General features: G+C 33.1%; 17 protein-coding genes. 10 read left to right on the forward strand and 7 right to left on the reverse strand.

What is annotated here, in order from left to right:
* Window positions 1–386 precede the first annotated feature (386 nt).
* The 3 genes from M4I21_RS06350 to hemH form a co-directional block, all read right to left on the reverse strand.
* Complete coding sequence (locus M4I21_RS06350) at window positions 387–3,521, reverse strand: VPS10 domain-containing protein (RefSeq protein WP_249558286.1); 3,135 nt, start codon at window positions 3,519–3,521, stop codon at window positions 387–389.
* 104 nt (window positions 3,522–3,625) lie between these two features.
* On the reverse strand, window positions 3,626–4,177 hold the full coding sequence (locus M4I21_RS06355) for a CopD family protein (RefSeq protein WP_249558287.1): 552 nt from the start codon (window positions 4,175–4,177) through the stop codon (window positions 3,626–3,628).
* 16 nt (window positions 4,178–4,193) lie between these two features.
* A complete protein-coding gene (gene hemH / locus M4I21_RS06360; RefSeq protein ID WP_249558288.1) occupies window positions 4,194–5,225 on the reverse strand; it encodes a ferrochelatase in 1,032 nt (343 codons plus the stop codon).
* Window positions 5,226–5,441: 216 nt separating this feature from the next.
* Here hemH and M4I21_RS06365 point away from each other — a divergent pair, with 216 nt between their 5' ends.
* Together M4I21_RS06365 and M4I21_RS06370 are read left to right on the forward strand one after the other, a co-directional pair.
* Window positions 5,442–8,957 (forward strand): TraB/GumN family protein, encoded by a 3,516-nt coding sequence (locus M4I21_RS06365; RefSeq protein ID WP_249558289.1) that lies wholly within the window; start codon window positions 5,442–5,444, stop codon window positions 8,955–8,957.
* 16 nt (window positions 8,958–8,973) lie between these two features.
* Window positions 8,974–9,822 (forward strand): N-acetylmuramoyl-L-alanine amidase-like domain-containing protein, encoded by an 849-nt coding sequence (locus M4I21_RS06370; RefSeq protein ID WP_349628842.1) that lies wholly within the window; start codon window positions 8,974–8,976, stop codon window positions 9,820–9,822.
* Between the two features lie 9 nt (window positions 9,823–9,831).
* Here M4I21_RS06370 and M4I21_RS06375 read toward each other — a convergent pair whose 3' ends face one another.
* Window positions 9,832–10,722, reverse strand: a complete 891-nt coding sequence (locus tag M4I21_RS06375; RefSeq protein WP_249558290.1) for a helix-turn-helix transcriptional regulator — start codon at window positions 10,720–10,722, stop codon at window positions 9,832–9,834.
* Window positions 10,723–10,928: 206 nt separating this feature from the next.
* On the opposite strand from M4I21_RS06375, the gene hemA reads away from it, so the two are divergent.
* The 8 genes from hemA to hemF all read left to right on the forward strand — a co-directional run bounded on the left by hemA (window position 10,929) and on the right by hemF (window position 18,893).
* Window positions 10,929–12,188 carry a glutamyl-tRNA reductase gene (gene hemA, locus M4I21_RS06380; RefSeq protein WP_249558291.1) on the forward strand — a complete coding sequence of 420 codons (1,260 nt, stop codon included), beginning with the start codon at window positions 10,929–10,931 and terminating at the stop codon, window positions 12,186–12,188.
* Window positions 12,185–13,762 (forward strand): hydroxymethylbilane synthase, encoded by a 1,578-nt coding sequence (gene hemC, locus M4I21_RS06385; protein WP_249558292.1) that lies wholly within the window; start codon window positions 12,185–12,187, stop codon window positions 13,760–13,762. Before hemA ends, hemC begins: the two co-directional genes overlap by 4 nt.
* A gap of 88 nt (window positions 13,763–13,850) precedes the next feature.
* Complete coding sequence (hemE, locus tag M4I21_RS06390; RefSeq protein ID WP_249558293.1) at window positions 13,851–14,876, forward strand: uroporphyrinogen decarboxylase; 1,026 nt, start codon at window positions 13,851–13,853, stop codon at window positions 14,874–14,876.
* Between the two features lie 3 nt (window positions 14,877–14,879).
* Window positions 14,880–15,368 (forward strand): DUF6973 domain-containing protein, encoded by a 489-nt coding sequence (locus M4I21_RS06395; RefSeq protein ID WP_502798712.1) that lies wholly within the window; start codon window positions 14,880–14,882, stop codon window positions 15,366–15,368.
* 26 nt (window positions 15,369–15,394) lie between these two features.
* Entirely contained in the window at window positions 15,395–16,150 is a 756-nt protein-coding gene (locus M4I21_RS06400; protein ID WP_249558295.1) for an EI24 domain-containing protein, read from the forward strand.
* Window positions 16,151–16,159: 9 nt separating this feature from the next.
* The gene (locus tag M4I21_RS06405; RefSeq protein WP_249558296.1) at window positions 16,160–16,693 is read left to right on the forward strand and encodes a GNAT family N-acetyltransferase; all 534 of its coding nucleotides are present in this window, start codon (window positions 16,160–16,162) and stop codon (window positions 16,691–16,693) included.
* 5 nt (window positions 16,694–16,698) lie between these two features.
* A complete protein-coding gene (nhaA, locus tag M4I21_RS06410) occupies window positions 16,699–17,988 on the forward strand; it encodes a Na+/H+ antiporter NhaA (protein ID WP_249558297.1) in 1,290 nt (429 codons plus the stop codon).
* A 2-nt stretch (window positions 17,989–17,990) separates the two neighbouring features.
* Window positions 17,991–18,893 carry an oxygen-dependent coproporphyrinogen oxidase gene (gene hemF / locus M4I21_RS06415; RefSeq protein ID WP_249558298.1) on the forward strand — a complete coding sequence of 301 codons (903 nt, stop codon included), beginning with the start codon at window positions 17,991–17,993 and terminating at the stop codon, window positions 18,891–18,893.
* A gap of 98 nt (window positions 18,894–18,991) precedes the next feature.
* Here the strand turns inward: hemF and M4I21_RS06420 are convergent, their stop codons facing one another.
* The 3 genes from M4I21_RS06420 to M4I21_RS06430 all read right to left on the reverse strand — a co-directional run bounded on the left by M4I21_RS06420 (window position 18,992) and on the right by M4I21_RS06430 (window position 24,393).
* Window positions 18,992–19,570 carry a fasciclin domain-containing protein gene (locus M4I21_RS06420; protein ID WP_249558299.1) on the reverse strand — a complete coding sequence of 193 codons (579 nt, stop codon included), beginning with the start codon at window positions 19,568–19,570 and terminating at the stop codon, window positions 18,992–18,994.
* 333 nt (window positions 19,571–19,903) lie between these two features.
* The gene (locus M4I21_RS06425) at window positions 19,904–23,509 is read right to left on the reverse strand and encodes an ABC transporter permease/M1 family aminopeptidase (protein WP_249558300.1); all 3,606 of its coding nucleotides are present in this window, start codon (window positions 23,507–23,509) and stop codon (window positions 19,904–19,906) included.
* Window positions 23,510–23,511: 2 nt separating this feature from the next.
* Window positions 23,512–24,393, reverse strand: coding sequence for an ABC transporter ATP-binding protein (locus M4I21_RS06430; protein ID WP_249558301.1), 882 nt, complete (start codon window positions 24,391–24,393; stop codon window positions 23,512–23,514).
* Window positions 24,394–24,446 lie beyond the last annotated feature (53 nt).

Raw genomic sequence — 24,446 nt, forward strand, 5'->3', positions numbered from 1 at the left:
GTCCATTTGTGGTATGGATTAGTACTAGAAAAGCAAAAATATTTAGAAATTTCATTGTTCTTATAATGTTGATTTAAATTGCTTACAACTAGTCAGTAACCTCATTTTATTGCGTTTATTTCGCCAATAGGGTTGTGTAAACGCACGTTTTGCATTCCTAGCTATTATTTGGTTGCTATTTTTCTTACAATATAAAAACATTTTTTGTACTAGAATTACGGAAATGTATAATTGTTTTAGTCCTAATTTTTATCAAACAAATCTATAACCAAAAAAGCCTCTAAAAAGAGGCTTCTTTGTGTACATAATTAACTTTTTCTATTCTCTATTCTCTATTATGTGTTATTGGTTTAGGTTCATAATTTCTAAATTGTTCTTACAACGCATTACTCTTCAATAAATAAATAATTTAACTTTAGGTTATTAAAGGCAGTATTAAAAGTAGTAATTTCATCATTTAACACCTTGTTAAAAGCAGTTAGTTGCGTATTAATTTTAGCTGTAAGCTCTTTTTTAACAGCAATATCCTGGTCTGTTGGCGGAAAATCGTCCAAACCAATTAAACTGTTTATATGTGCTAATTTGTTGGTGAGTTTTATAGGGAAATTAAGCGGATCTTGGTTGCTTCTGTTTTTTGTTTGGTACAGCTCTTTCTCTATATTTTCTAACTTTTCTCGCATTGTTTTGGCTTTTTCAACCAGTTCTTTTGTAGCTTCAGTATCCTTGTGTTGTTTTTCAAAAGCAGCAAGTTGTGCTGTTATTTTACGCATTTTTTTAATAGACGTATGTGCTTTGTCTACGGTAGCATTTACTTCACTTATAAATGTATATTGCTTTTGCATATCTGCAACACTAGCCTCTGCTCTTGGGTCTGGCAAAATAGTAAAGTCTTTGCTTTGTGTAGATCCATTAACCACCAATTGTACTTTGTAATTTCCAGGTACAGCTTTTGCACCGTTAAAACTAGCCCACCAAAAAATCATTCCTTCTAATTTTTCTGCGCCTTTGCCACGTGTATCCCAAACAAAAGTATTGCCGCCTTTTTTAGCAGTTAGCTTTTTGTTTTTCTCTTTTGCAGTAGTACTAAATGTAGCTAAAGTGTCTCCTTTTTTATTAAAATAGATAAGCTTAACACTGTCTTTTTCTTCTAATTTATTTAGATAAAAATGTGTAATTACACCATTTGGATGGTTGCTACCTGCCAACTTAGATGGCTTGCTGCTGCTACCACCTTTTGTTCTGTACGTGTCTTTTGGTTTGTATAAGATTGATGTTGCATTTTTGGCATCTTCGTTTAATTGATGCAATACAGACAAATCATCTAAAATCCATAAACTTCTACCTTGCGTAGCTACAATTAGGTTGTCGTTTTTAATGGTTAAATCTGTTATTGGTACAATAGGTAAGTTTAACTGAAAAGGTTTCCAATTAGCACCATCATTAAAAGAAATATACATTCCTGTTTCTGTGCCGGCGTATAACAATCCTTTTTGTTTTGGATCTTCGCGAACTACACGTGTAAAGTGCTCATTGTTTATACCGTTTGTTATTTTTGTCCACGTTTGTCCGTAATCTGTAGTCTTGTATAGGTACGGAGCAAAGTCGCCCAACTTGTATTTTGTAGCAGCTACATAACAGGTACCCTCATTAAAAGCAGAAGGTTCTATACTGTTTACCATAGACCATTCTGGCATATTTTTAGGCGTAACATTCTCCCAAGTTTCGCCTCCGTTTGTAGATACGTGTACCAAACCATCATCACTACCAACCCAAAGTAAACCTTCTTTAAGCGGACTCTCATTGGCTGCAAAAATGGTGCAGTAATATTCTACACTTGTGTTGTCTTGTGTAATTGGTCCGCCACTAGAAACTAGCTTACTGGCGTCATTACGAGTTAAATCATCACTTAATAATTTCCAAGACTGACCTTCATTTTCTGTTACGTGTACGTGGTTAGAAAAAGTGTATAGTTTTTTAGGGTTGTGTTTGCTAAATAGTATAGGAAAGTTCCATTGAAAACGATATTTCATACCGTCTGCACCATACCCCATAGGATTGTCTGGCCATACATTAATAGCTCTTGTTGTACCTGTTTCGTGGTTTTTTCTAGTTAAAAATCCGCCATAACTACCACCATACACAATATCGTTATTTGTTGGGTCTACAGCAATATGTGCAGACTCGCCACCTGCGGTTTCCTCCCAATCATTAGCGCCAATAGAACGCCCATCACTTCTGTGGTTTATACGTATGGTAGAATTGTCTTGCTGTGCCGCATAAATTCTGTACGGAAATGCATTGTCTGTAGTAACTCTGTAAAACTGTGCTGTAGGTTGGTTGCTGTACGTGCTCCAAGTATCGCCACCATCATACGTAATTTGTGCGCCACCATCGTCACCAATAATCATTCGCTTTGGGTTTTCTGGAGCTATCCATAAATCATGATGATCTCCGTGTGGTGCATTAAACGTATTAAATGTTTTGCCACCATCTGTAGATTTGTGGTACTGTACGTTAAGTACATAAACAGTATTTATGTCTTCTGTATCTGCATACAAACGGGTGTAATACCAAGCACGTTGCCTTAGTTTACGCTCTTGGTTTACTTGTGTCCATTTTTTGCCACCATCATCACTGCGGTACAAACCGCCTTTTTCTTTATTTTCTACAATAGCCCACACACGTTCCGAGTTTTTAGGCGAAACAGTAACACCAATAATGCCTAATGTGTCTTTTGGGAAACCTTCGTTTTTAGAAATCTCTGTCCAGCTTTCTCCGCTATCTGTACTTTTCCATAAAGCAGAGCCATTGCCACCACTGCTTAAGCTATAAGGCGTTCTTTTTGCGCGCCACGTAGATGCATATAAAACACGAGGATTATTGGGGTCTAGCATTAAATCTACAGCGCCTGCATTGCTATTTACAAAAAGTGTTTTACGCCACGTTTTACCACCATCTGTACTTTTATAAACACCACGTTCTTCTGTAGGTTTGTATATGTTGCCCAAAACTGCTGCATAAACAATGTTAGGATTTTTAGGGTGAATTTTTATACGCGGTATGTGCCTGCTTTTACTTAAGCCAGCAGAAGTCCAAGTTTTTCCTGCATCTTCAGTTTTCCAAACACCGTAACCTGATGATACATTACCACGAAGTGTTTTTTCTCCGCCTCCTACATAAATAATATTAGGATCGCTTTGTGCTACTTCTATAGCACCAATACTACCACCAAAGAATCCGTCAGAGATATTACCCCAACTTCTACCACCGTCTTCAGTTTTCCAAACACCACCACCTGTGGCACCAAAATAAAATAGGTTTGGCTTGTTAGGTACGCCGGTTACGGCAGCAGATCTACCACCTCTAAAGGGTCCAATTAAGCGGTATTGCATACTGCTGTATAACGCTTCTGGATATTGATCTACTGTAGATTTTTGTTTTCTTTTTTGAGCAAAAGAAATTTGAGAAATGCATAAAAGCAGCAACAAGAGTGTGCTGTTTTTTAAGTAAGTGAGTTTCATAATGTTCTTGGTTGTAATTAGTCTCTCTAAAAATAGGGAAAAACTACTAGCCAAGGAAATTAATAGGGGTAGATAGGGGCTAACTTGCTTGTTTTCAGTGTTTTTTAAGCATTGGGGTTTTTAGTTCTAATACGCTTGTATAGCTTAATTCCTAGCATTAAAAGTAAGGCTAAAGCAAAAATACCAAGTACACCATAGATCCAATTAATAGCGTTCCTTACAATAACTAAAAACACCACAGAAAAAAGAATAAGCGTAGAGGCTTCATTCCAAATACGCATAAATTTAGAGCTGTACCTTATTTGGTCTTTTTGTAATTGGTTTACTATTTGATGATTTTTTAAATGGTATAAAATCAATAAAAAAACAAACCCCAGTTTTACGTGCATCCAAGGCAGTTGTAAGAACGATGGGTTAATTATAAGTAATAATACAGCAAATAACACAGCTAAAACGGCAGATGGCCACGTAATAATGTACCACAGACGTTTGGTCATTAATTTAAACTGTGTTATTAATATTTCTTTTTCTGGTGATGGTTTAAAACTAGCTTCAATATGGTAAATAAATAACCTTGGTATATAGAACAAACCAGCAAACCACGTAATTACAAAAATTAAGTGAAGTGATTTTATATACAGGTAATATTCGTCCATAAGTACAATAGTTTATTTAGCTAGGTAAGCTACCGTCTTTTTCCCAGTTGTTAACCCAGTCTGCCATAACAGCAACCCAGTTTTCATCAGTATTTAAACAAGGTATATGTTTGTATTCTACACCACCAGCTTCTGTAAATTGCTCTTTACCTTCCATTGCAATTTCTTCTAGTGTCTCTAAACAATCAGCAACAAATGCAGGTGTAATTACAGCTAAGTTCTTTTTGCCTTCTTTGGGAAAACGCTCAAATTCAAAATCTGTATATGGTTTTAACCAAGGGTCGTTTGGTAAACGAGATTGGAAAGAAACACTTATTTTATCTTCTGGAATACCTAAATATTTGGTTACTCTTTTTGTAGCTTCATAACATTGGTGGCGGTAACAAGTGTTGTGAGCAACAGAGTTTGTGCTACAACAAGAACCATCTATTTTACAATGAAACTTAGTTGGGTCAGATTTTCTAATATGACGCTCAGGAATACCGTGGTAAGAGAACAATATATGATCGTAATTAAAACCTTCTAAGTTTTTAGCAATACTTTCTGATAGTACTTTTATATAGTCGTCATTCTTGTAGAAAGCCTGCAATGTAGTAATTTTCATTTCTGGAAAATACTGCTCTTTTTGTTCCATCGTTTTTACAACTACGGTTTCAAAAGAAGACATTGCATATTGTGGGTACAAAGGAACTAACAATACCTCGTCTACGCCTTTGTCTTTAAGTTCTTGCAATCCGTTTTTAATAGTCATACTACCATAACGCATACCCAAAGCAACTGGCATTTTTGTGTGTTCTTGTACTTTTTTGCTAAAACGTTCAGAGATTACAACAAGCGGAGAACCTTCTTCCCACCAGATTTTTTTATAGGCTTCGGCAGATTTTTTAGGTCTGGTACGTAAAATAATTCCACGTACAATAATATTACGTAACCAATTAGGTACATCTATAACTCTTTCGTCCATTAAAAACTCATCTAAATATGGTTTAACATCTTTAGCGGTGGGACTATCCGGTGATCCTAAATTTACTAATAAAACTCCTTTCACAATTGTATCTTTTTAGAAGTGCAAAAATAAGGCTTGTAACTCAACTTTAACACTTTTGGCTATAATTTATACTTATTCTTGAATAGTAGTAATAGTTTTAAAAATGTCTTATCTGCTAATGTAACGTTAATTAGTTGCTATTTTTTTTACAGTAAATTATTTTAATGCAACTTACGTAAGAATTTTACGTTGTTATTTTATAAAAAATAAATGTTTATGCGCATTTTAATTTGTTCTGTTTTACTAGTTTTTTCTTTTTTATCTGCAAGGGCACAAGAAGAAAATAGCTTGCTTTGGGAAATTTCTGGTAACGGATTAAAACAAACATCTTATGTATACGGAACAATGCACGTTAGTAAAAAGGTTGCTTTTAGGTTAGATGATGTTTTTTATGAGTCTTTGTTAAAGAGTGATATTGTTGCTTTAGAATCTGACCCAGCTACTTGGCTGGAAGAAGATTTAAAAGAAAATAAAACCTCTGGGTATAGTTATGTTCCAGACGGCTTTTATTCCAAATCTTTTTTAATGAATAATCCGCAAACCGAAGACTTAGGTGCTTTCTTGTCTTTGGAAGATAGAGTGCTTAACGGATTGTTATACAGAACCAACTCTAGCAACCAAGATTTTGAAGAAGAAACCTATTTGGATATGTTTATATACCAAGCGGGACAAAAATTTAATAAACAGATTGTAGCCTTAGAGGATTTAGAAGAATCGTCTACACTTGTAGGTAGAGCTAGTCTTAATTCTATGAAAGAAAAACCAGATGATTGGTTGCTTAAAAAGATGCAACAGAAAGGAATGGGTTTTTTATTGCAAGATGCATACAGACAACGAAATATAAATTTAATTGACTCTTTAGACTCTGGAATATATACCGACCATTATCTTAAAAATATGCTCTATATTAGAAACGAGAATATGGTTAAAAAACTAGATTCTCTATTGCCCAATAATAAGGTTTTTACAGGGATAGGAGCGGCGCATTTGCCAGGTGAAAATGGTGTTATAGCCTTGTTGCGTACCAAAGGGTATATTGTAAAGCCACTGACTTCTAAGGCAGGTGCTAAAGGCAAGCAACTTAAAGAAAAAATTGAAAGAACATTTAAACCAAATACATATATAGAGCAGTCACCTGATGATGCTGTTTTTACGGCATTGCTGCCAAATAAATTGTATGCCGTTAGAGATAGAAATACGACAAGTTATATTGTGCCAGATTTAGCAAATGGTAGTTATGTAATGATTACCCGTGTGCCTACTTTTTCGTATTTAAAAAAAGATAGAAGTTTCGATTTTAAAAAGATTGATGAGCTATTGTTTGAAAATATTCCTGGAAAAATTTTAGAGAAAAGTAGAAAAGAAAAGGATAGTGTTCCTTTTATTGAGATTAAAAACGTACTTAAAAATGGAGATCATCAGCGATATCAAATTTACATTACTCCTTTAGAAATTATTATTTTTAAAATGGGAGGTGAGGGTGCGTATGTTCAGCACTATTCAGATACTATATTTAATGCCATATCGTTTAAAAAAGATCTCTTAAAAAAGGTAAAGGTTACTTCCGGATTTAAAGATTTCTCAGTTCAAATGCCATCTAATTATACTTTCGCAAATAAGTATAGAAAAGGAAACAGGCTGGTGCAAGGGGTAGATGTAAAAACAGACGATTATTTTTTTCTAAGAAGAGTAACGCAGAACGATTTACGCTTTATTGAAGAAGATACGTTTGAGTTAAAGCAAATTCATAAACGTTTTTATCAAGAGCTAAAAATTAAACCAACATATAATAGTATAGAAAATAAGGCGCTTACATCTAATGCAATATTAGACGTGGTTACAGGTAAAAAGCTGTATTTAAAATCGGTTATAAATGGGGTTAATTACTATTTATTAGGAATGGTTGGTACAGATTCTGTTACTGCAAAAACCTTTTTTAATTCATTTAAAACAACACCTCCTAGTTATAAAAAAGAATTTGTTACAGTTAAGGATACAGCCTTGTTTTTTACAACAAAGACAATTGTAAAACCACCTAGTTTTTCAATAAATAATTACAATTATAGAGTAGGAGGTAAAAAACCGAAAGCATATGAGGCATACAAGAAAACCAATCTCTATGAAAATAGTAATGGCGAAGTAATACAGGTATCTGTGCACAAGGCACACGATTTTTTAATGTTGCCTAGTTTAGACTCTTTGTGGTCTTTGCGAAAAAAAATATATGCTAATGATAGTTTTATAATTACAAATGAAGAGCGTTCTGTAACTCCGGATGGTTACAATCAATTACAACTTGTTTTGGCAGATACGGCAAGTACAAGAGGTATTTTAGTAAGGAATCTTTCTAAAGATGGCTTGTTGTATGAAATTAAAACAGCTGTAGATGCAGATGAAAAGCCAAGTAAGTTTGTAACTGATTTTTTAAGTAATTTTAAACCGAAAGATACTGTTATAGGTAGGTCCTTTTTGGAGGATAAAACAGCTGAATTTTTTGCGGCCTTACGTAAAAATGATAGTATTGTTTTAAAAGGTTACAGCTATATAAATTTTGAGAATAAACATTTGGATTCGCTTCAGTATTATATCGCTAATTTTAAATTTAAAGAAGAGCAGAAATTTGTTCAGGCGCATTTAATACAGCAATTGGGTAAATTGAAGAATCCAAAGGTTGCGCCTTTCTTTTCTAATTTTTATGAAGACTCTTATAATAATTCTAATGCGCAGACAAAGATATTGCAAGCCGTTTCCTCTAAGGCAAATACTGCCTCTATAAATGAACTGTTAAGTCTAATGTCTAAAGACTTGCCTTTGGTTAGTAACAGCTTTGCTATTAGCAGTATTTTTAAACCTTATGTAGATAGTTTGTCTTTGGCAAAACACCTGTTTCCAGAGATTTTAGAATACAGCGCTATAGAAGAATATAAAGAGCCTATTTTTTCACTCTTGGCACGTTTGCAGTTACACGGATATTTAAAGTCCAATGGGTATAAAAAATATAAGAAGCAGATTCTAAATGATGCCAAAATTCAGCTTAAAAGACATTTAGGGAAAGATAAGAATAAACGAAACAATCTAAATTATACCAATAGAAACGTTACTTATAATACACTAGAAGACTATGCTATTTTACTTTTTCCGTTTCGTAAAGAAAAAGAGGTTCAGTGGTTTTATTCAAAGTTGTTGTTAAGTAAGGATGCCGCAGTTAAAACTACATATGCTGCTTTATTGGCTAGATCAAATTCAGCTATACCAAATGGTATTTTAGATTCATTAGCATCAGACCCTAAAACTAGAAAATTACTTTTTGATAAGCTAGAAGTCGCAAAGAAATTGCAGATTTTCCCTAAAGAATTTTACACAGCAGAAAGTCTTGGGGAGAGTATTGTCTGTTGGAGAAATATACATAATACCAATAAGTATAAAGTTGGTTTTATTCAGATGCAAGATATAGAATACAGAGGTAAGGACTATGTGGGTTATTTTTATAGATTTACTCAGGAGAGCATTTATGATAACGCTTCTAAATTATACCTAATAGTATATCCAAAAGGTGCCAAAATAGGAGGGAAACCATTTTATCAAAACAACGGAATTTCTATGGACGATATTTATACGGAACAAGAGTTATTAGATATGGCTATAGATGGGTTTATTTTAAAAGATAGAAAAAGAGCATCGATATTTAAGCCAAATGCCTATCACGGAAATTACAGACTTTATAATAATTAATTTTTGATTATTTTTGATGACGATGAAACAACTCTTCCTTTTTTTTAGCCTTCTATTTGTTACTGCAACTTTTGCGCAAAATATAAGCTGTTCTCCAGAAGATGGAATAGCGTTTAATAAGAAAACTAAAGAAATAAGTTTGTTGTCTCAATCTGTCAATTTTGGGGACTCTTTAACGTCAATAGGCAAAACGTTTTTAAAAATTCCTTACGTTGCTAAAACATTAGAAGTTGGAGAAAAAGAATCTTTAGTTGTAAATTTACGCGGTTTAGACTGTACTACTTTTGTAGAAAATGTACTTGCTTTTGGTTTAATTTCTAGAGCGGATAATTTAGAGTTTTCTTCTTTTACAAATGCTTTAGAAAAAATTAGATATAGAGACGGACAATTAAATGGTTATGGCTCTAGATTGCATTATTTTACAGAGTGGATTTCTAACAATGAAACCAAAGGCTTGGTTAACAATATAACCAACGACCTTGGTGGTAAAATTGTAAAAAAGGAAATTAACTTTATGGGTACCCACAGAGATTTGTATCCGTTTTTAAAAGATGATGCCAATTACAATACGATATTAAAGTCTGAAGCAGAACTAAAGCAAAATGAGTTTTGTGTAGTGTCTCAAGAAGATATTGCCGCTAACGAACACCTACTACAATCAGGAGATATTATTGCATTAGCAACCTCTATAAAAGGTTTGGATGTTACGCATACGGGTATTGCAATACGCGCAGAAGATGGTCGTATACATATGTTACATGCTTCTACAGGTTCTATGCAAGTAGAGATTACAAAACTGCCGTTGGTAGATTATCTTAAAAAGATAAAAAGTAATATTGGTATTATGGTGGCTAGGCCAATGTAGTTTATCTATTTACCCATTAGTTAAAGACATTAAGTACTTTTTTGGTGTTGTTCCGTATTTCTTTTTAAAGGCGGCAATAAAATGACTTGCGGTACTGTAGCCTACTTTTAAGCCAACTTCGTTTACGTTATGTTGCCCTGTTTCTAACATTTTGCGGGCATAATCCATTTTGTGTTCAAACAAAAAGCTGTAAACCGAATCCCCGTAGATTTGCTTAAAACCTTCTTTAAGCTTTTTTAATGACAAGCCAATTTCATCAGACAGTTCTGCTAATGTTGGTGGTTCTGCCATTCTTGCAATAACAATCTCTTTTGCCTTTCTAATGCGTTGTACGTTGTCTTCATCTACCAAAAACGGACATTGTTCTATATCTGCGTCTTCACTCATATTAAAATACAGCGCTATAAGCTCATAAACCTTAGCTTTTATGTATAAACCTTTAATGGATGAATGTAGATTGTAGTTCATAATCTGACTAAGAACAATTGCCGTAGCCGGACTCACATTTTCTTGTGAGTAGTATTTTTTATCTTTAAAATCCGAGCTTAAAAACGGAATATATTCTGCTTCTTTAGAAAATAAAGAGTGAAACTTGCGTATGGTCATTACCACAGAAACCATCCAAGAGTTAGGGCTTAACTCCAGGTTTAAAGGTAGATCTTTTTGAGTGTTGTATAGTAAAAGCGAATTTTCTTCAGAAACCTCTAATGCATAGCTGCTGTCATTAAAAATAAACTTTCCGTTGCCTTTTAAGCAGTAATGAAACTGAATAAAAGAACTGTCTATTTCGCGCTCAACTTTTTGATTTTCAATACTATCGTTTTGTATTTTAAGTACATAAAACCCATCTTCAATTAGCACTTCTTCAAATGAACCTTTAGCGGTATTTTTTGCTTCCATATTAAAAAATATTACAACACACATCTATTTAGAAAGGTTCTAAATAGATTTTTAAGAATCGTTCTTATTTCAACAAATATAGGCATTTAGCAGTTTTTAAGCGTCAATTATTAGGTAAAAAGCGGTAATCGACACTTATTGTTCCTCTAGCGTTACTTTTATTGTAATGCTAGAATTATTTTTGTAATCGATTTGAAAAATTCCCCATGAAGAATTATCATATTTCTAAATACAGTTCCTTTTACACCATAGGTCTTAATTACGAAAAGGCAGATGCAGTTGTAAGAGGTAAATTTAGTTTGGATGAAAAAGCAATGAATGCATTGCTGGTAGAGGCGGTAGAAGAAGGTATAGACGGTTTGTTGGTGACCTCTACGTGTAATAGAACAGAACTTCACGGTTTTGCAAAGCATCCATTTCAATTAATAAAATTGTTGTGTGATAATGCTTTGGGTACCGTAGAAGAGTTCCAAGAGGTTGCTTATGTATACAAAAATAACGACGCTATTAGTCACCTATTTAAAGTAGGTACAGGTTTAGATAGTCAAATTCTAGGCGATTTTGAAATTATAAGTCAGCTTAAACAAAGTTTTGTTCGTTCTAAAAAGCACAATTTGGCAAACCCTTTTTTAGAGCGTTTGTGTAATGCTGTTATACGTGCAAGTAAACGTATTAAAAACGAAACAGAAATATCTAGCGGGGCAACATCTGTGGCTTTTGCATCTGTTCAGTATATAATTAAAAACGTTCCTAATATATCAGAAAAAAACATTTTACTTTTTGGAACTGGTAAAATAGGGCGTAATACGTGTGAAAACTTAATAAAGCATACGCAAAACTCGCACATTACCTTAATAAATAGAACTAAAGATAAGGCAGAAAAAGTTGCTGGTAAGTTTAATTTGGTGGTTAAGGATTACGGAGATCTGCAAGCGGAAATTAGAAATACAGATGTATTAATAGTTGCTACAGGCGCTGCACAACCTACAATTTCTAAAGAATTAATTTATACAAAAAAGCCTCTTTTAATATTAGATCTTTCTATTCCTAAGAATGTTGCCGAAAGTGTAGATGAGCTAGATAATGTATCGCTTATTCATTTAGATCATTTGTCGCAAATGACAGATGAAACATTAGAAAAAAGAAAACAATTTATACCGCAAGCAGAGGCTATTAATGATGAAATTAAAGGTGAGTTTATAAAATGGTTAGAAACCAGAAAATTTGCTCCGGTAATAAAAGCATTAAAGCAAAAGCTAAACACAATTAAAGAAGAAGAGCTAGATTTTCATAGCAAAAAGGCTGCTAACTTTAACTTAGAAGAAGCAGATATTATAACAGATCGTATTATACAGAAGATTACAAAGCAGTTTGCAAATCATTTAAAAGATGAAAATACAGACGCTAATAATAGTTTAGATTTAATACAGAAAGTTTTTCAATTAGAATTGAATTCAATAAAATGAGCAAAATAATACGCATTGGTACCAGAGATAGTGAACTTGCATTATATCAGGCAAACAGAGTAAAATCTGAACTAGAAAAATTAGGTCACAAAGCAAAAATTGTTGCTGTAAAATCTGCAGGAGACTTAGAGTTAGATAAACCTCTTTACGAATTAGGAATTACAGGTATTTTTACTAGAACTTTAGACCTAGCTATGTTAAATGGCGATGTAGATATTGCTGTACATTCTTTAAAAGATGTGCCAACTGTTTTGCCAAACGGTATTGTACAAGCTGCTGTTCTAGAACGTGGTAATGTAAGAGATACTTTGGTGTATAAGAATAACGAAGAATTTTTAGGTGCTCGTGATGGTGTTATTGCTACGAGTAGTTTACGCCGTAAAGCACAGTGGTTAAACCGTTACCCAACGCACACCGTAGAGGATATACGCGGAAATATAAACACACGTTTGCAAAAACTAGAAGACAGTGAAACTTGGCACGGTGCTATTTTTGCAGCTGCAGGTATTGGACGTTTAGAGCTAAGACCAGAAGAAGCTGTAAATTTAGATTGGATGGTGCCTGCTCCAGGGCAAGGTGCAATTATGATTGCTGCTAGAGAAATAGACGAAGATATTTTGGCTATTTGTGCAGAAATTAATCATGAAGAAACAGAAATTTGTACTACAATAGAGCGTACATTTTTAAATAAATTAGAAGGTGGTTGTACTGCTCCAATAGGTGCTTTAGCTTACATAAAGAGTGAGCAAGTAGTTTTTAGAGTTATACTTTTAAGTCCTGATGGATCTAAAAAAATTGAGGCAGATAGAGTTGTAAAATTAGGGAAACACCAAGATTTAGCTGCTACGGTTGCAGAGTTTGTTTTAGATCGTGGCGGGAAGTATATTATGGAAGGTTTGCATAGTGAAGAAAAGAAAACTTCTGTTTTTTCTACAAAGCTACTTACCAACGATCAAAAGGATAGGTTTACAAAAGGTATTACAGTAGAAAGTAAAGACTTTATTAAGGTAAGTCCTAATAGATTGCCACCTCGTATCTTTAAAAAGGAAATCGAAAACGTAATTATTACCAGCAAAAATGCGGTAGAATCTATTGTTACAAATTTTCCTGGATCAGAATTGCAATTCAAGAATATTTACTGTGTTGGTCGTAAAACAAGACGTTTTATAAAAAACAATATTGGTCCGGTTGTTCACTTTGAAAAAACTGCAAAAGAACTGGCTCATTATTTAGTTGATAATTTAGAAACCAAAGAAGTAACTTATTTTGCGAGTAACTTAAGGTTAGATGAGTTGCCAACAATACTAGAAGAAAACAATATAACAATAAACGAGTTTGAAGCTTACCAAACTAAGTTTGATACTAAAAAATTAGACGATACTATAGAGTCTGTTTTGTTTTATAGTCCGTCTGGAGTAGAAAGCTTTTTGTTAGAGAACACACCTAACGTTATTGCATTTTGTATTGGAGATACGACAGCAGTAGAAGCTAGAAAAAAGTTTTCAGATGTTAGGGTAGCAAAATTACCAACAGTAGAAAGTGTTATAGATTTAGTAAATGAACATTATAAATAACAGTAGGCTTTTAGCCTTTAGGTTATTATAAAGTTGAGTATAAGTTAATACAAATTCCATCTCCAACGGAGAGGGTTAGGAATAGGATATGATAAAAAACGATTTATTTTTAAGAGCTTTAAAAGGAGAAACTGTAGACAGACCACCGGTTTGGATGATGCGTCAGGCTGGTAGATACTTACCAGAGTTTATGGAAATCAAGAAGAAATACGATTTCTTTACACGTTGTCAGACTCCAGAATTGGCATCAGAAATAACAGTGCAACCAATACGTAGATATGGTATGGATGCTGCTATTTTATTTTCTGATATTTTAGTTATTCCGCAGGCAATGAATATTGAGGTAGAAATGAAACCAAATTTTGGTCCGTATTTACCAAATCCTATTCGTACTTCTAAAGACTTAGAATCTGTTATTGTACCAGACATAAATAGCACATTAGGTTATGTTATGGATGCTATTAAAATGACAAAAGAGAAGTTAAATGATGATATTCCTTTAATTGGTTTTGCAGGTTCTCCTTGGACAATTCTATGCTATTGTGTACAGGGTCAAGGTAGCAAAACGTTTGATAAAGCAAAAGAATTTTGTTTTACAAATCCTGTTGGAGCTCACCAATTATTACAAAAAATTACAGACACTACAATTGCTTACTTAAAAGAGAAAGTTAAGGCTGGTGTTAACGCTGTTCAGGTGTTCGATTCTTGGGGAGGTATGTTATCACCAACAGATTATCAAGAGTTTTCTTGGCAGTATATGCAGCAAATTATAGATGCATTAAAAGACGAGGCTCCAGTTATTGCTTTTGGTAAAGGATGTTGGTTTGCTTTAGATGAAATGGCTAAATCTGGTGCGTCTGCATTAGGTATAGACTGGACGTGCTCTGCACGTAATGCAAGGTATTTAACAGGAGGTAACATAACGTTACAGGGTAATTTTGATCCATCTAGGTTGTTATCGCCACCTGCAGACATTAAAAAAATGGTACACCAAATGATTAATGAATTTGGTAAAGACAAATACATAGTAAATCTTGGTCACGGTATTTTACCAAACATACCACTAGAGAATGCTAAGGCATTTATAGATGCTGTAAAAGAGTATAAAGCCTAGTTCGTGAAGGTCTGGACCAGAATAAAGAAGTTAAGCATAAGACAGTTTTTTAAACTGTCTTTACTGTTTTTAAGAAACCCGTTTTTGCTGATTCCTAGTATAAAAGCTACAAAACAAACATTTGTACTTTGCAATACGTATTATCCTGGTGGCCATAGTAAAAGTAATATAGGAAACGCATTTAGACACGCTGTGTGGAATGCACTTTTGTGTACATATACCTTAAAACGTACCAAAGACAAGCAAAAAAGTGTTTTTTGGGCTCAAAAAGTAACCGATTTGTATGAAAAGGTTACAAATAACAATGAGTTAGATGAGCAAATGGATCTTCAAAATAATGCCGTAGGTAGATTGTATTTCTTTAATTACGCCAACAAACCTGAAGAAGAATTAATAGATTTTATTTTAAATAAAAGTAAAGTCGCAGAAAAAATTAATGTACAAAAAGACATTAAAACTTACCCCGCAAATATGGTGTATATCGTATCTTAGTTTTAGAAACTAAAAATGAATACTATATGTTAAAAAACATACTAAAAGGAATAAAAGCATACGGAGGTAGTTTTGCTTTAATTTCTAAGTTAAAACTTTGGAAATATTTTTTTGTTCCTATATTAATTAGTCTTGTAACAGCGGCAATTATTGGGTTTTTGGCTTATGGTTTGTCAGATAATATAGGTGCTTTTATAGCTCAAATTTGGGTTTGGGACTGGGGAAAAGAGGTGTTTACTACAGTATCTAGTTTTATAGGAGCAACAGCAATTATTGTAATAGGATTGTTGTTATACAAACATATTGTAATGGCACTTTCTGCACCATTTATGAGTCCTGTTTCAGAAAAAATTGAAGCACATTTAACGGGTATTCCTGCTCATAGTCATACAGACACATCTTTTAGCGAACAATTATGGCGTGGTATACGCATAAACGTTAGAAACTTAATTAAAGAAATTTTATTTACGATCCCAATTATACTTCTCGGTTTTATCCCTGTTGTAGGGGTAGTGTCTACTATATTATTATTTTTAATGCAAGCATATTACGCGGGTTTTGGTAATATGGACTATACTTTGGAGCGTCATTTAAAATATAAAGAAAGTATTCGTTTTGTTAAGAAAAATAGAGGCTTAGCAATTGGCAACGGTATAATTTTTATGTTATTTTTGTTTATTCCGTTGGTGGGTATTATTCTAGTTTTGCCCTTGTCTGTAACGGCAGCGACTTTAAAAACTGTTGAGGTTTTAAAGAAAGACACTTTAGTTGCTTCGAAATAAACAATCCGTATGCTTTTAAATTTTCAATCTTATTACATAACTCCTATTCAAGAAATAGATGCTTGGGCTTTGTGTAATTTTATGGTTGCAAATGAAGACAGGTTTAAATTGTATATGCCTAAAACATTGGAGCAGAATTTAACTCCCGGTTTATCTAAAATATTTGCGGCTAAAAAAGCAAAAGAATATAAATTAGCAACAGAACTTCTTTTTTTGGTAAAAGAGAAAGAATCAGATGCTTTGGTAGGTTTAGTGTATTTAAAAAACTTTGACAGGAATAAAAGAGAAGCCGAATTTGCTTACTGTGTTAGTTATCAGTTTAAAGGAAAAAGTGTAATTGCGCAAGCTGTTAAGGAATTGTGCTGTTATTCTTTTGGCGAGTTAAATTTAAACTCGTTGGTAATCATCACACATAAAACAAATAAAGCAAGTGTTACTATTGCAGAGACTAACGGTTTTATTTGGCAGAAAACACTAATTAACGAATTTACTCCAGTTGGCAGCTTGCCATTAGATATGGAATTATATAAATTAAATCGATAATATTTATGGTGAAAAAAATAATACTTACTCCAATTCAAAAATTTGTAAAAATTGAAAGCTCTAGTGGTATATTGCTGCTAATAGCTACAATTTTAGCTCTTGTTTTTGCAAACTCTCCTTTGGTAGAAAGCTACCAGTCTCTATGGGACTATAAAGTTGGTTTTGTAACGGATAATTTTGAGTTAAAAAAACCACTTATTTTATGGATTAATGATGGATTAATGGCAATCTTTTTTTTGTTAATAGGATTAGAAATTAAACGTGAATTTCTTATTGGTGAACTTAACTCATTAAAGAAAATTGCATTTCCATTGTTGGGAGCTATAGGAGGTATTGTTATTCCCGTTTTATTTTTTTTTATTTTAAATGATAATCCAGAAACAGCAAAAGGATGGGGTATTCCTATGGCAACAGATATTGCTTTTTCTTTAGCCCTTTTGAAGGTCTTGGGAGATAGAGTGCCGCTAAGTCTTAAAGTTTTTTTAACGGCCTTTGCAATTGTAGATGATTTAGGTGCTGTTTTGGTTATTGCATTATTTTATAGTAGCAACATACAACTAATGTTATTGGGAATAGCGCTTTTGCTTTTATTAGCATTATACCTAATTTCTTATGTTGGTTATTATTCTAATTTTATTTTAATTTTCTTAGGTATAATTATTTGGACTTTATTTTTAAAGTCTGGTATACACCCTACTTTAGCTGGTGTTTTGTTGGCTTTTGCTGTTCCAATTCGTCAAAAGATAACTACTCCAGAATTTGTAGATAACTTAGTGGAGATTACAAACAACATTAAAAAAGCATCTGTTTCTAAAAAACCAATTTTATTGAAAGGGCAGATAAGCGAGATTGATGATTTGGGAGAATGGACAGACAAATACCAATCTCCATTACAAAATTTGGAGCATAAATTACATAATTGGGTTGCTTATCTTATAATACCTTTGTTTGCTTTTGCGAACTCTGGGGTTGTTTTAAGTAGTGGTTTGGACTTGGAAACTGCATTAATAGTAAACATAGGTATTTGTTTAGTGTTGGGTAAAAGTATAGGGATAAGTTTAATTATTTTTGTGGCTAAAAAGATTAAATTGATAGAGGTTCCTTCAGATATTAGTAACCAACAAATTATTGGAGTATCGTTTTTAGCTGGAATAGGTTTTACTATGGCAATTTTTATTGCAAGTTTAGCTTTTGCAGACAGTCCTAAGTATATAGATTCCGCTAAAATTGGGATTTTAATAGGTTCTATTATTGCGGCAATTATTGGCTACCTTATTTTAAGATTTAAAAAGTAATAATGAAAGATAAATTTTATACATACATACAAGAATTACAAGATACGATATCTAATAAATTAGCGGCTGTAGATGGCGTAGCTACATTTAAAGAAGATATTTGGGAACGTCCAGAAGGCGGTGGTGGTAGAACTAGAGTTATAGAAAACGGTGCTGTTTTTGAAAAAGGCGGAGTGAATATTTCTGGTGTACATGGCGAATTGCCAGATAGTATGCAGAAGTATTTTGGTGTAGAAGATGCTAATTTTTTTGCGTGCGGTTTAAGTCTTGTTTTACATCCTAAAAATCCAATGGTACCTACTGTGCACGCAAATTGGCGTTATTTTGAAATGTATGATAAAGAAGGTAACATTGTAGATCAGTGGTTTGGTGGTGGACAAGATTTAACACCTTATTACTTGTTTTATGAAGATGCTACTCATTTTCATACTATATGTAAAACAGCTTGCGATAAACACAACCCAGAATTTTACGCTAAATACAAAGCACGCTGTGATGAGTATTTTTGGAATGCACATAGAAACGAAGCGCGCGGTATTGGTGGGTTGTTTTTTGACTATTGTAAGGCCACTGAGAGTATGTCTATGCAAGATTGGTACAATTATGTAACCGAGGTTGGTAATAGTTTTTTGGAGTGCTACGTGCCTATTGTAGAGAAGAGGAAAGACTTACCGTATACTAAGGAACAAAGAGATTGGCAAGAAATTAGACGTGGCCGTTATGTTGAGTTTAACTTGGTACACGATAAAGGAACCTTGTTTGGACTAAAAACCAATGGGCGTATAGAGAGTATTTTAATGAGTTTGCCACCGCATGTACAATGGGTTTATGATCATAACCCAATAGAAGATAGCGAAGAAGATAATTTGCTTCAGGTTTTAAAAACACCTAAGGAGTGGGTGTAAGATATAGGGTGATGTAAAAAGTATTGAAATGTAAAATGGTGTCTAAAGTAATTTAGACACCATTTTACATTTGGAGAAAAATCAATCAAACTAATAAACTATTTCATTGGTAAAACTACCGTATCTACTACGTGTATAACTCCGTTAGACTGGTTTACATCTGCGATTGTAACTGTAGATATAGTACCAGCAACATCTTTTAATTGTACTTTTCCTTTAGTAACCATTGCAGTTAATTTTTCGCCAGCAACAGTAGTAAATTCAGCTTTTCCTTTGCCCATTTTTATTGCTTTCATTATATCTGCTGCAGAATGTTTACCGGCAATAACGTGGTAAGTAAGTACCTTTTGTAATGTTGCTTTGTTTTCTGGCATTAATAAAGTCTCTACAGTACCTTTTGGTAATTTTTCAAAAGCCATATTTGTTGGTGCAAAAACAGTAAAAGGACCTTCTCCTTGTAAAGTTTCTACTAAATCTGCTGCTTTAACAGCAGCAACAAGTGTTGTGTGGTCTTTAGAATTTACCGCATTAGATACAATATCTTTTGTTGGGTACATTTCTGCACCACCAACCATTTTAGTTTCAGCCTTCATCATTTTATCTTGTGCAAATGTGTTTGCTCCAATTAAAAGTACAATAGCTAGTGAAGTCGATTTTAATAATTTAGCTAATTTCATTTTTGTGTGTTTTAATATTTGATTACGACCTTACCTACGGCAAAAAATAAAAGAGGGTTTTAAAAAAAGGTATTTTTTTTAGAATGATTTGTTTATGGTTCTAAAAATTAGAAAACAGACTACTTAGTTTATTTTGTTTAGTCGTTTTTACCATGTTTTAAACTTTTTGGCAGATATATTGGCCAATTTTAGGGCTAAAAAGTACTTTTTAGTACTGTTTGTAGCTATTGTGTAGCACGTAACAAACTAGGTGGTTTGTTGACTTAAAGAGTTTGTGAAAACAAAAACGCCCCAAAAGGAGCGTTTTAATAGCTGTAAAAGTATGTGTTTTGTTTATTCTAACACTTCTTTTAAGTTGTCACTAGACTTACGGTCTATTAATTTATTGTACGGATCTATACCTGCTTTTTCAGGCTTTTTGTCTGTTACAATTGTAAATGTATTGTCTCCTGGAGTCAGCCATTTTAATTCAAAATAATATGGATCCTTAAGAGTTACGTTATCTTCATTTTTAATGTCAGGTCCAAAAAGGCCAACATCAACTAAATTCTTTTTAGTATCTGTTTCCCTTTCTTTTCCTTTATCATCATAATAAATTTTAGAAGAGTTTACGGTAAATGTAGTTTCCCATTTTCCGTTGTCTAATTTTTTAGTTTTAGCATCTACTACTTTGTTTTCGTATAAAACAATTTCTTTAAAACCATCTGTCACCTTATACTTTAAAGAGTCTGGTGTAACAGCGTAAATAGCATCATATAAATTCTCTGATGTTGCATAAACACCTTTGTTAAAATACTTATACTCGTTTAAAAATTGTTTTAATGCACTATTAATCTTGTCTTCACCAATAACATCTTGCAGCTCGTACATAACCATAGAACCTTTACGGTACCAAATATGCTGACCAGTTTCTACATTAAGCAAAGAGCGTTCTGGTTTAAAACTAAATTGTCTACTTCTTAAATATTCATCTAATGAGTTTTTTAAGAACGATTTTATTCCGTTTTCACCATACTCATTTTTCATTGTCATTAAGGACACATACTCTGCTAAGGTTTCAGAAATAATATTAGCGCCAGATGTTTTACTTGGTGTTACAATATGTCCCCACCATTGGTGCGCAACCTCATGCGATGTTACTCTAAAGGCATAATTAAAATCTTCAGCTTTTGAAAAATCTGCCACAAAACCAAAATCTTCAGAATAAGGTATTGTTGTAGCAAAAGATTGTGCAAAAGTGGAGTATGCAGGGAATTCTACAATTCTAATAATAGAATACGGATACTCATAAAAGTTTTTAGAGTTGTAATCTAAAGATACTTTTACCCCATTTATAAAGTGTTCTAAGTTTCTTTTGTGTTTAGGAGAATGATAAACTTCTATAGCAACTTTCTTACCGCTTGGTGCAGTCCACGTGTCTTTTTTAACGTCATAGGCAGCAGAAGCAAAATTGAAGAAATAATCTGTTTTTTCTCCTAATTTATACGTAAAGTAGCTTCTGTTGTCTTTATCCCACTTTTTAATAAGCTTACCAGGGGCAATTGCTGTTTGCCCTTTAGAGGTGCTTACAGTAGCCTCAAAGTTCATGTAGTTCGCATCTTCATTAAAAAGGTTTTTACGTAATGCAATGGTATCTGTTCTAGGCGATAGTAAATAATCCATTTCTTCTAAATCATACTTTTTACGAGTACCATTATCGTTTAAAGCAATTTCATAATGAAAAGAAGGGAAAATGTCATCTCTAAAAAATGTACCGTTATTTAATACATTTGTCTCTAATCCGGTAGAAAACCCCTTAGTAATAGCTCTAGTATTTATAACTAAAGAAGCAGTATCCTTTGGTTGTAAAGGCTCTGGCAACTTGTATATAAATAGCCTGTAAATACTGTCTTTTAAAAATGGTTGTAGTTCTTTGCCATTGTAAACAACCTTTGTTATTTTAGTATCTGCCACACCAAATTTAACCTCCATTAAAAGCGTGTCTATTGGAGTGTCAAAGTTATTAACGGCAGTAAAATTACCTTCTGCATAAACGTCTCTTTCTTCTGGGTAAATATCTACTTTAGCCTTAAGATCTATAATTTGTATATGTGGTTTGTTTAAATACTTTACGTATTTTTTTTCTGCATCGGCAGCATTTTTATTGCTGTAATCTGCGCTTTCTATACTGTTTAAGATTTTTAAGTTATAATAACTGTAAGCGCCAACTGCTATAAATGCAATAGTAAAGACTAAGAATACAGCTATTGTTTTCCCTTTAAAACGAGAAACAGCTAAGCGAAATCTTTCTTTAAAAGAAGAATAAAATCCTCTGCTCCAGAAAACATAGCCCACTATAGCTAAAATACAACTAAATAAAATCCAATATAGATTTAACCAAAATCCGCCATTTAAGTAATGTCCAAAGCCATTTAAATCACTTAAAAAACTACTTGGTACACCACCGTATATAAATAGTGGGTTGTTTACTTTAAAAATTAATGTAATTAGTACAGGCAGGCCTAAAGCAATTACAATAACTAAAAAGTGACCTAAGAATTTATTATTTGCTAGTACGTGAATAAAAAAGGCAAGTAGTACCGTTGTTATGTACGCAGGAAATATATTGGCGAAATTAAATGTAAGGTACATTCCAATTTCATAATTAAAATACCCATTATATGTTTGGTATAACATACCTACGACTATGGTAATTATTGTAAGAAGTACTGCTACACCAACTAAAGATATAATTTTAGAAATGTATAGGGTTGCGTTGGTCACTGGCAATGCATCATAAAACTCAAAAGTTTTATTACTTCTTGTTCTGTGTACAGCTTCACCTGCATAAATAACAAGTATAATTATAGAAAAAACCAATAGGCCAGAACTTAACTCTTGTACCATAAAACGAGTTAGAGGTAAAGATGGAGTGCCATATGTTTGGGTAGATTGCGTAGCTAGAAATACAGAGAAAATAATACCAACTAGAATAAGAATTCTAAAAGCATTCTCTTTAACAATAGATAAAAATTCAATTTTACTTAAAGACCATAAGTTGCCCCAATTGGCTTTTTTAGTAAAAGCTTGTTTTATAGTTTCTATTGCTATAGCACTTTGTGGTGCTATGCTATCTTCTTTTAATTTTTTAGCTTTTTTAGGAATTAAAAAACTAGGGTATGAAAATTTAAATAATGTAAAAACAAAAATACCAATACTAATAGCAAACCACAAAACACGATTTAGTAAAAACTCACCATACATTGGTAAATACAAGGTGTTAACCTCGTTTATAGACCAATATTTTTTAATAAATTGATATGCCTGAGAACCAAACGGATCTAAATAAATACTTAGCCATTGGCTATCTAAATCGCCCAATAAAGTGCCAGCTATGTTGCTTAAAATGAATATTAAGATTCCTCCTAAATATAAAATAGACATCCTTTTAAAAAACGTCATTAAACTAAAGAATAATGCACCAATAAAAAGTGAATTAAGCGTAAGGTAAAATATAAAAGGAAGAAAGTATGCCGTAAAATCAAAGCCAGTATAGGTACCATAATCTGGCCTGTTTAGCATAGCGCCAATGGTAAAACCAATTATTGCGCCAAGTACAGCACCAATATTCATTATAGTTACAATAGTGAAACTACCTAAAAAACGACCTAAAATGTAATTTTTCTCTGTTATAGGAAACGTAAAATAGGTTTGTGCTGTTTTGTGTTCTTCATCTCTATACACTGGTACGCCCATAATTGCGGCATAGAAAAACAAACCAAGAATGCTTAAACTACCCAGTACGCCTGCAATTGCGTTAGGACTATTGGTAAACTGTGCTGTTCCAGAATCCTGAAAAACTGAAATTAGCAACGGAATTATAAACAACAGAAAAATGTAAATGTATGTTACGGGTCTGCGTAACCTGTATTTAAGTTCAAATAAAAATATCTCTTTCATAATTACACAGTTTGTTTAGCCTTTTGGTTAATACTGTAAAAATAAAAGTCCTCTAAAGTGTTGTTTATGACTTCAAAGCCTTCACCAGGGTTACTTTCAGCATACACATTTATATTTAAATTTCCGCTACGTAAATAAGAAGACAATACAGTGTGACTTTCTTCAAAAGCGGCAATTTCTTCTTTTTTAATACTTTTTCTAAAAACCTTGCCGTTTAAAGAATTGGTAAGTTCTATAGGATGGCCTTGTACTAGTACTTGACCCTCGTTAAAAACAGCCATATTTGTACAAAGGTTAATAACATCGTCTACTATATGTGTAGATAAAATTACCACAGCATCTTCTCCTAGCTCACTTAATAGGTTATGAAAACGGTTACGCTCTAAAGGATCTAAACCAGCAGTTGGCTCATCTACAATTATTAATTTAGGATTACCAATAAGTGCTTGTGCTATACCAAAACGTTGACGCATACCACCAGAATAATCACCTAAGTTTCTTTTTCTAAACTTGTATAAATTTACCTTGTTTAATAAGTCGGCAACATATGCTTTGCGCTCACCACTGTTTTGTATCCCTTTTATTTTTGCAATATGATTTAGCATCATTTCTGCAGAAACTTTAGGGTATACACCAAAATCTTGTGGTAGGTAACCTAAAGCCTTACGTAATTCTTCAGGCTCTTTAAATACATCTGTGCCATTAAATTCTATACTGCCACTATCTGCTAATTGTAAGGTAGCAATGGTTCTCATTAAACTAGATTTACCAGCGCCATTTGGACCTAAAAGGCCAAACATACCCTTGCTAATTTCTAAATTTACATTGTTTAACGCTTTTGTTCCGTTAGGATACGTTTTGTTCAGGTCTTTAATAGATAGCATATGTGATTTTTTTAGTTTTAGTGATGTTGCTAGGTTAGTAACTAGAAGTGTTA

The sequence above is a fragment of the Cellulophaga sp. 20_2_10 genome (genome assembly GCF_023476645.1).
Taxonomy (GTDB): domain Bacteria; phylum Bacteroidota; class Bacteroidia; order Flavobacteriales; family Flavobacteriaceae; genus Cellulophaga.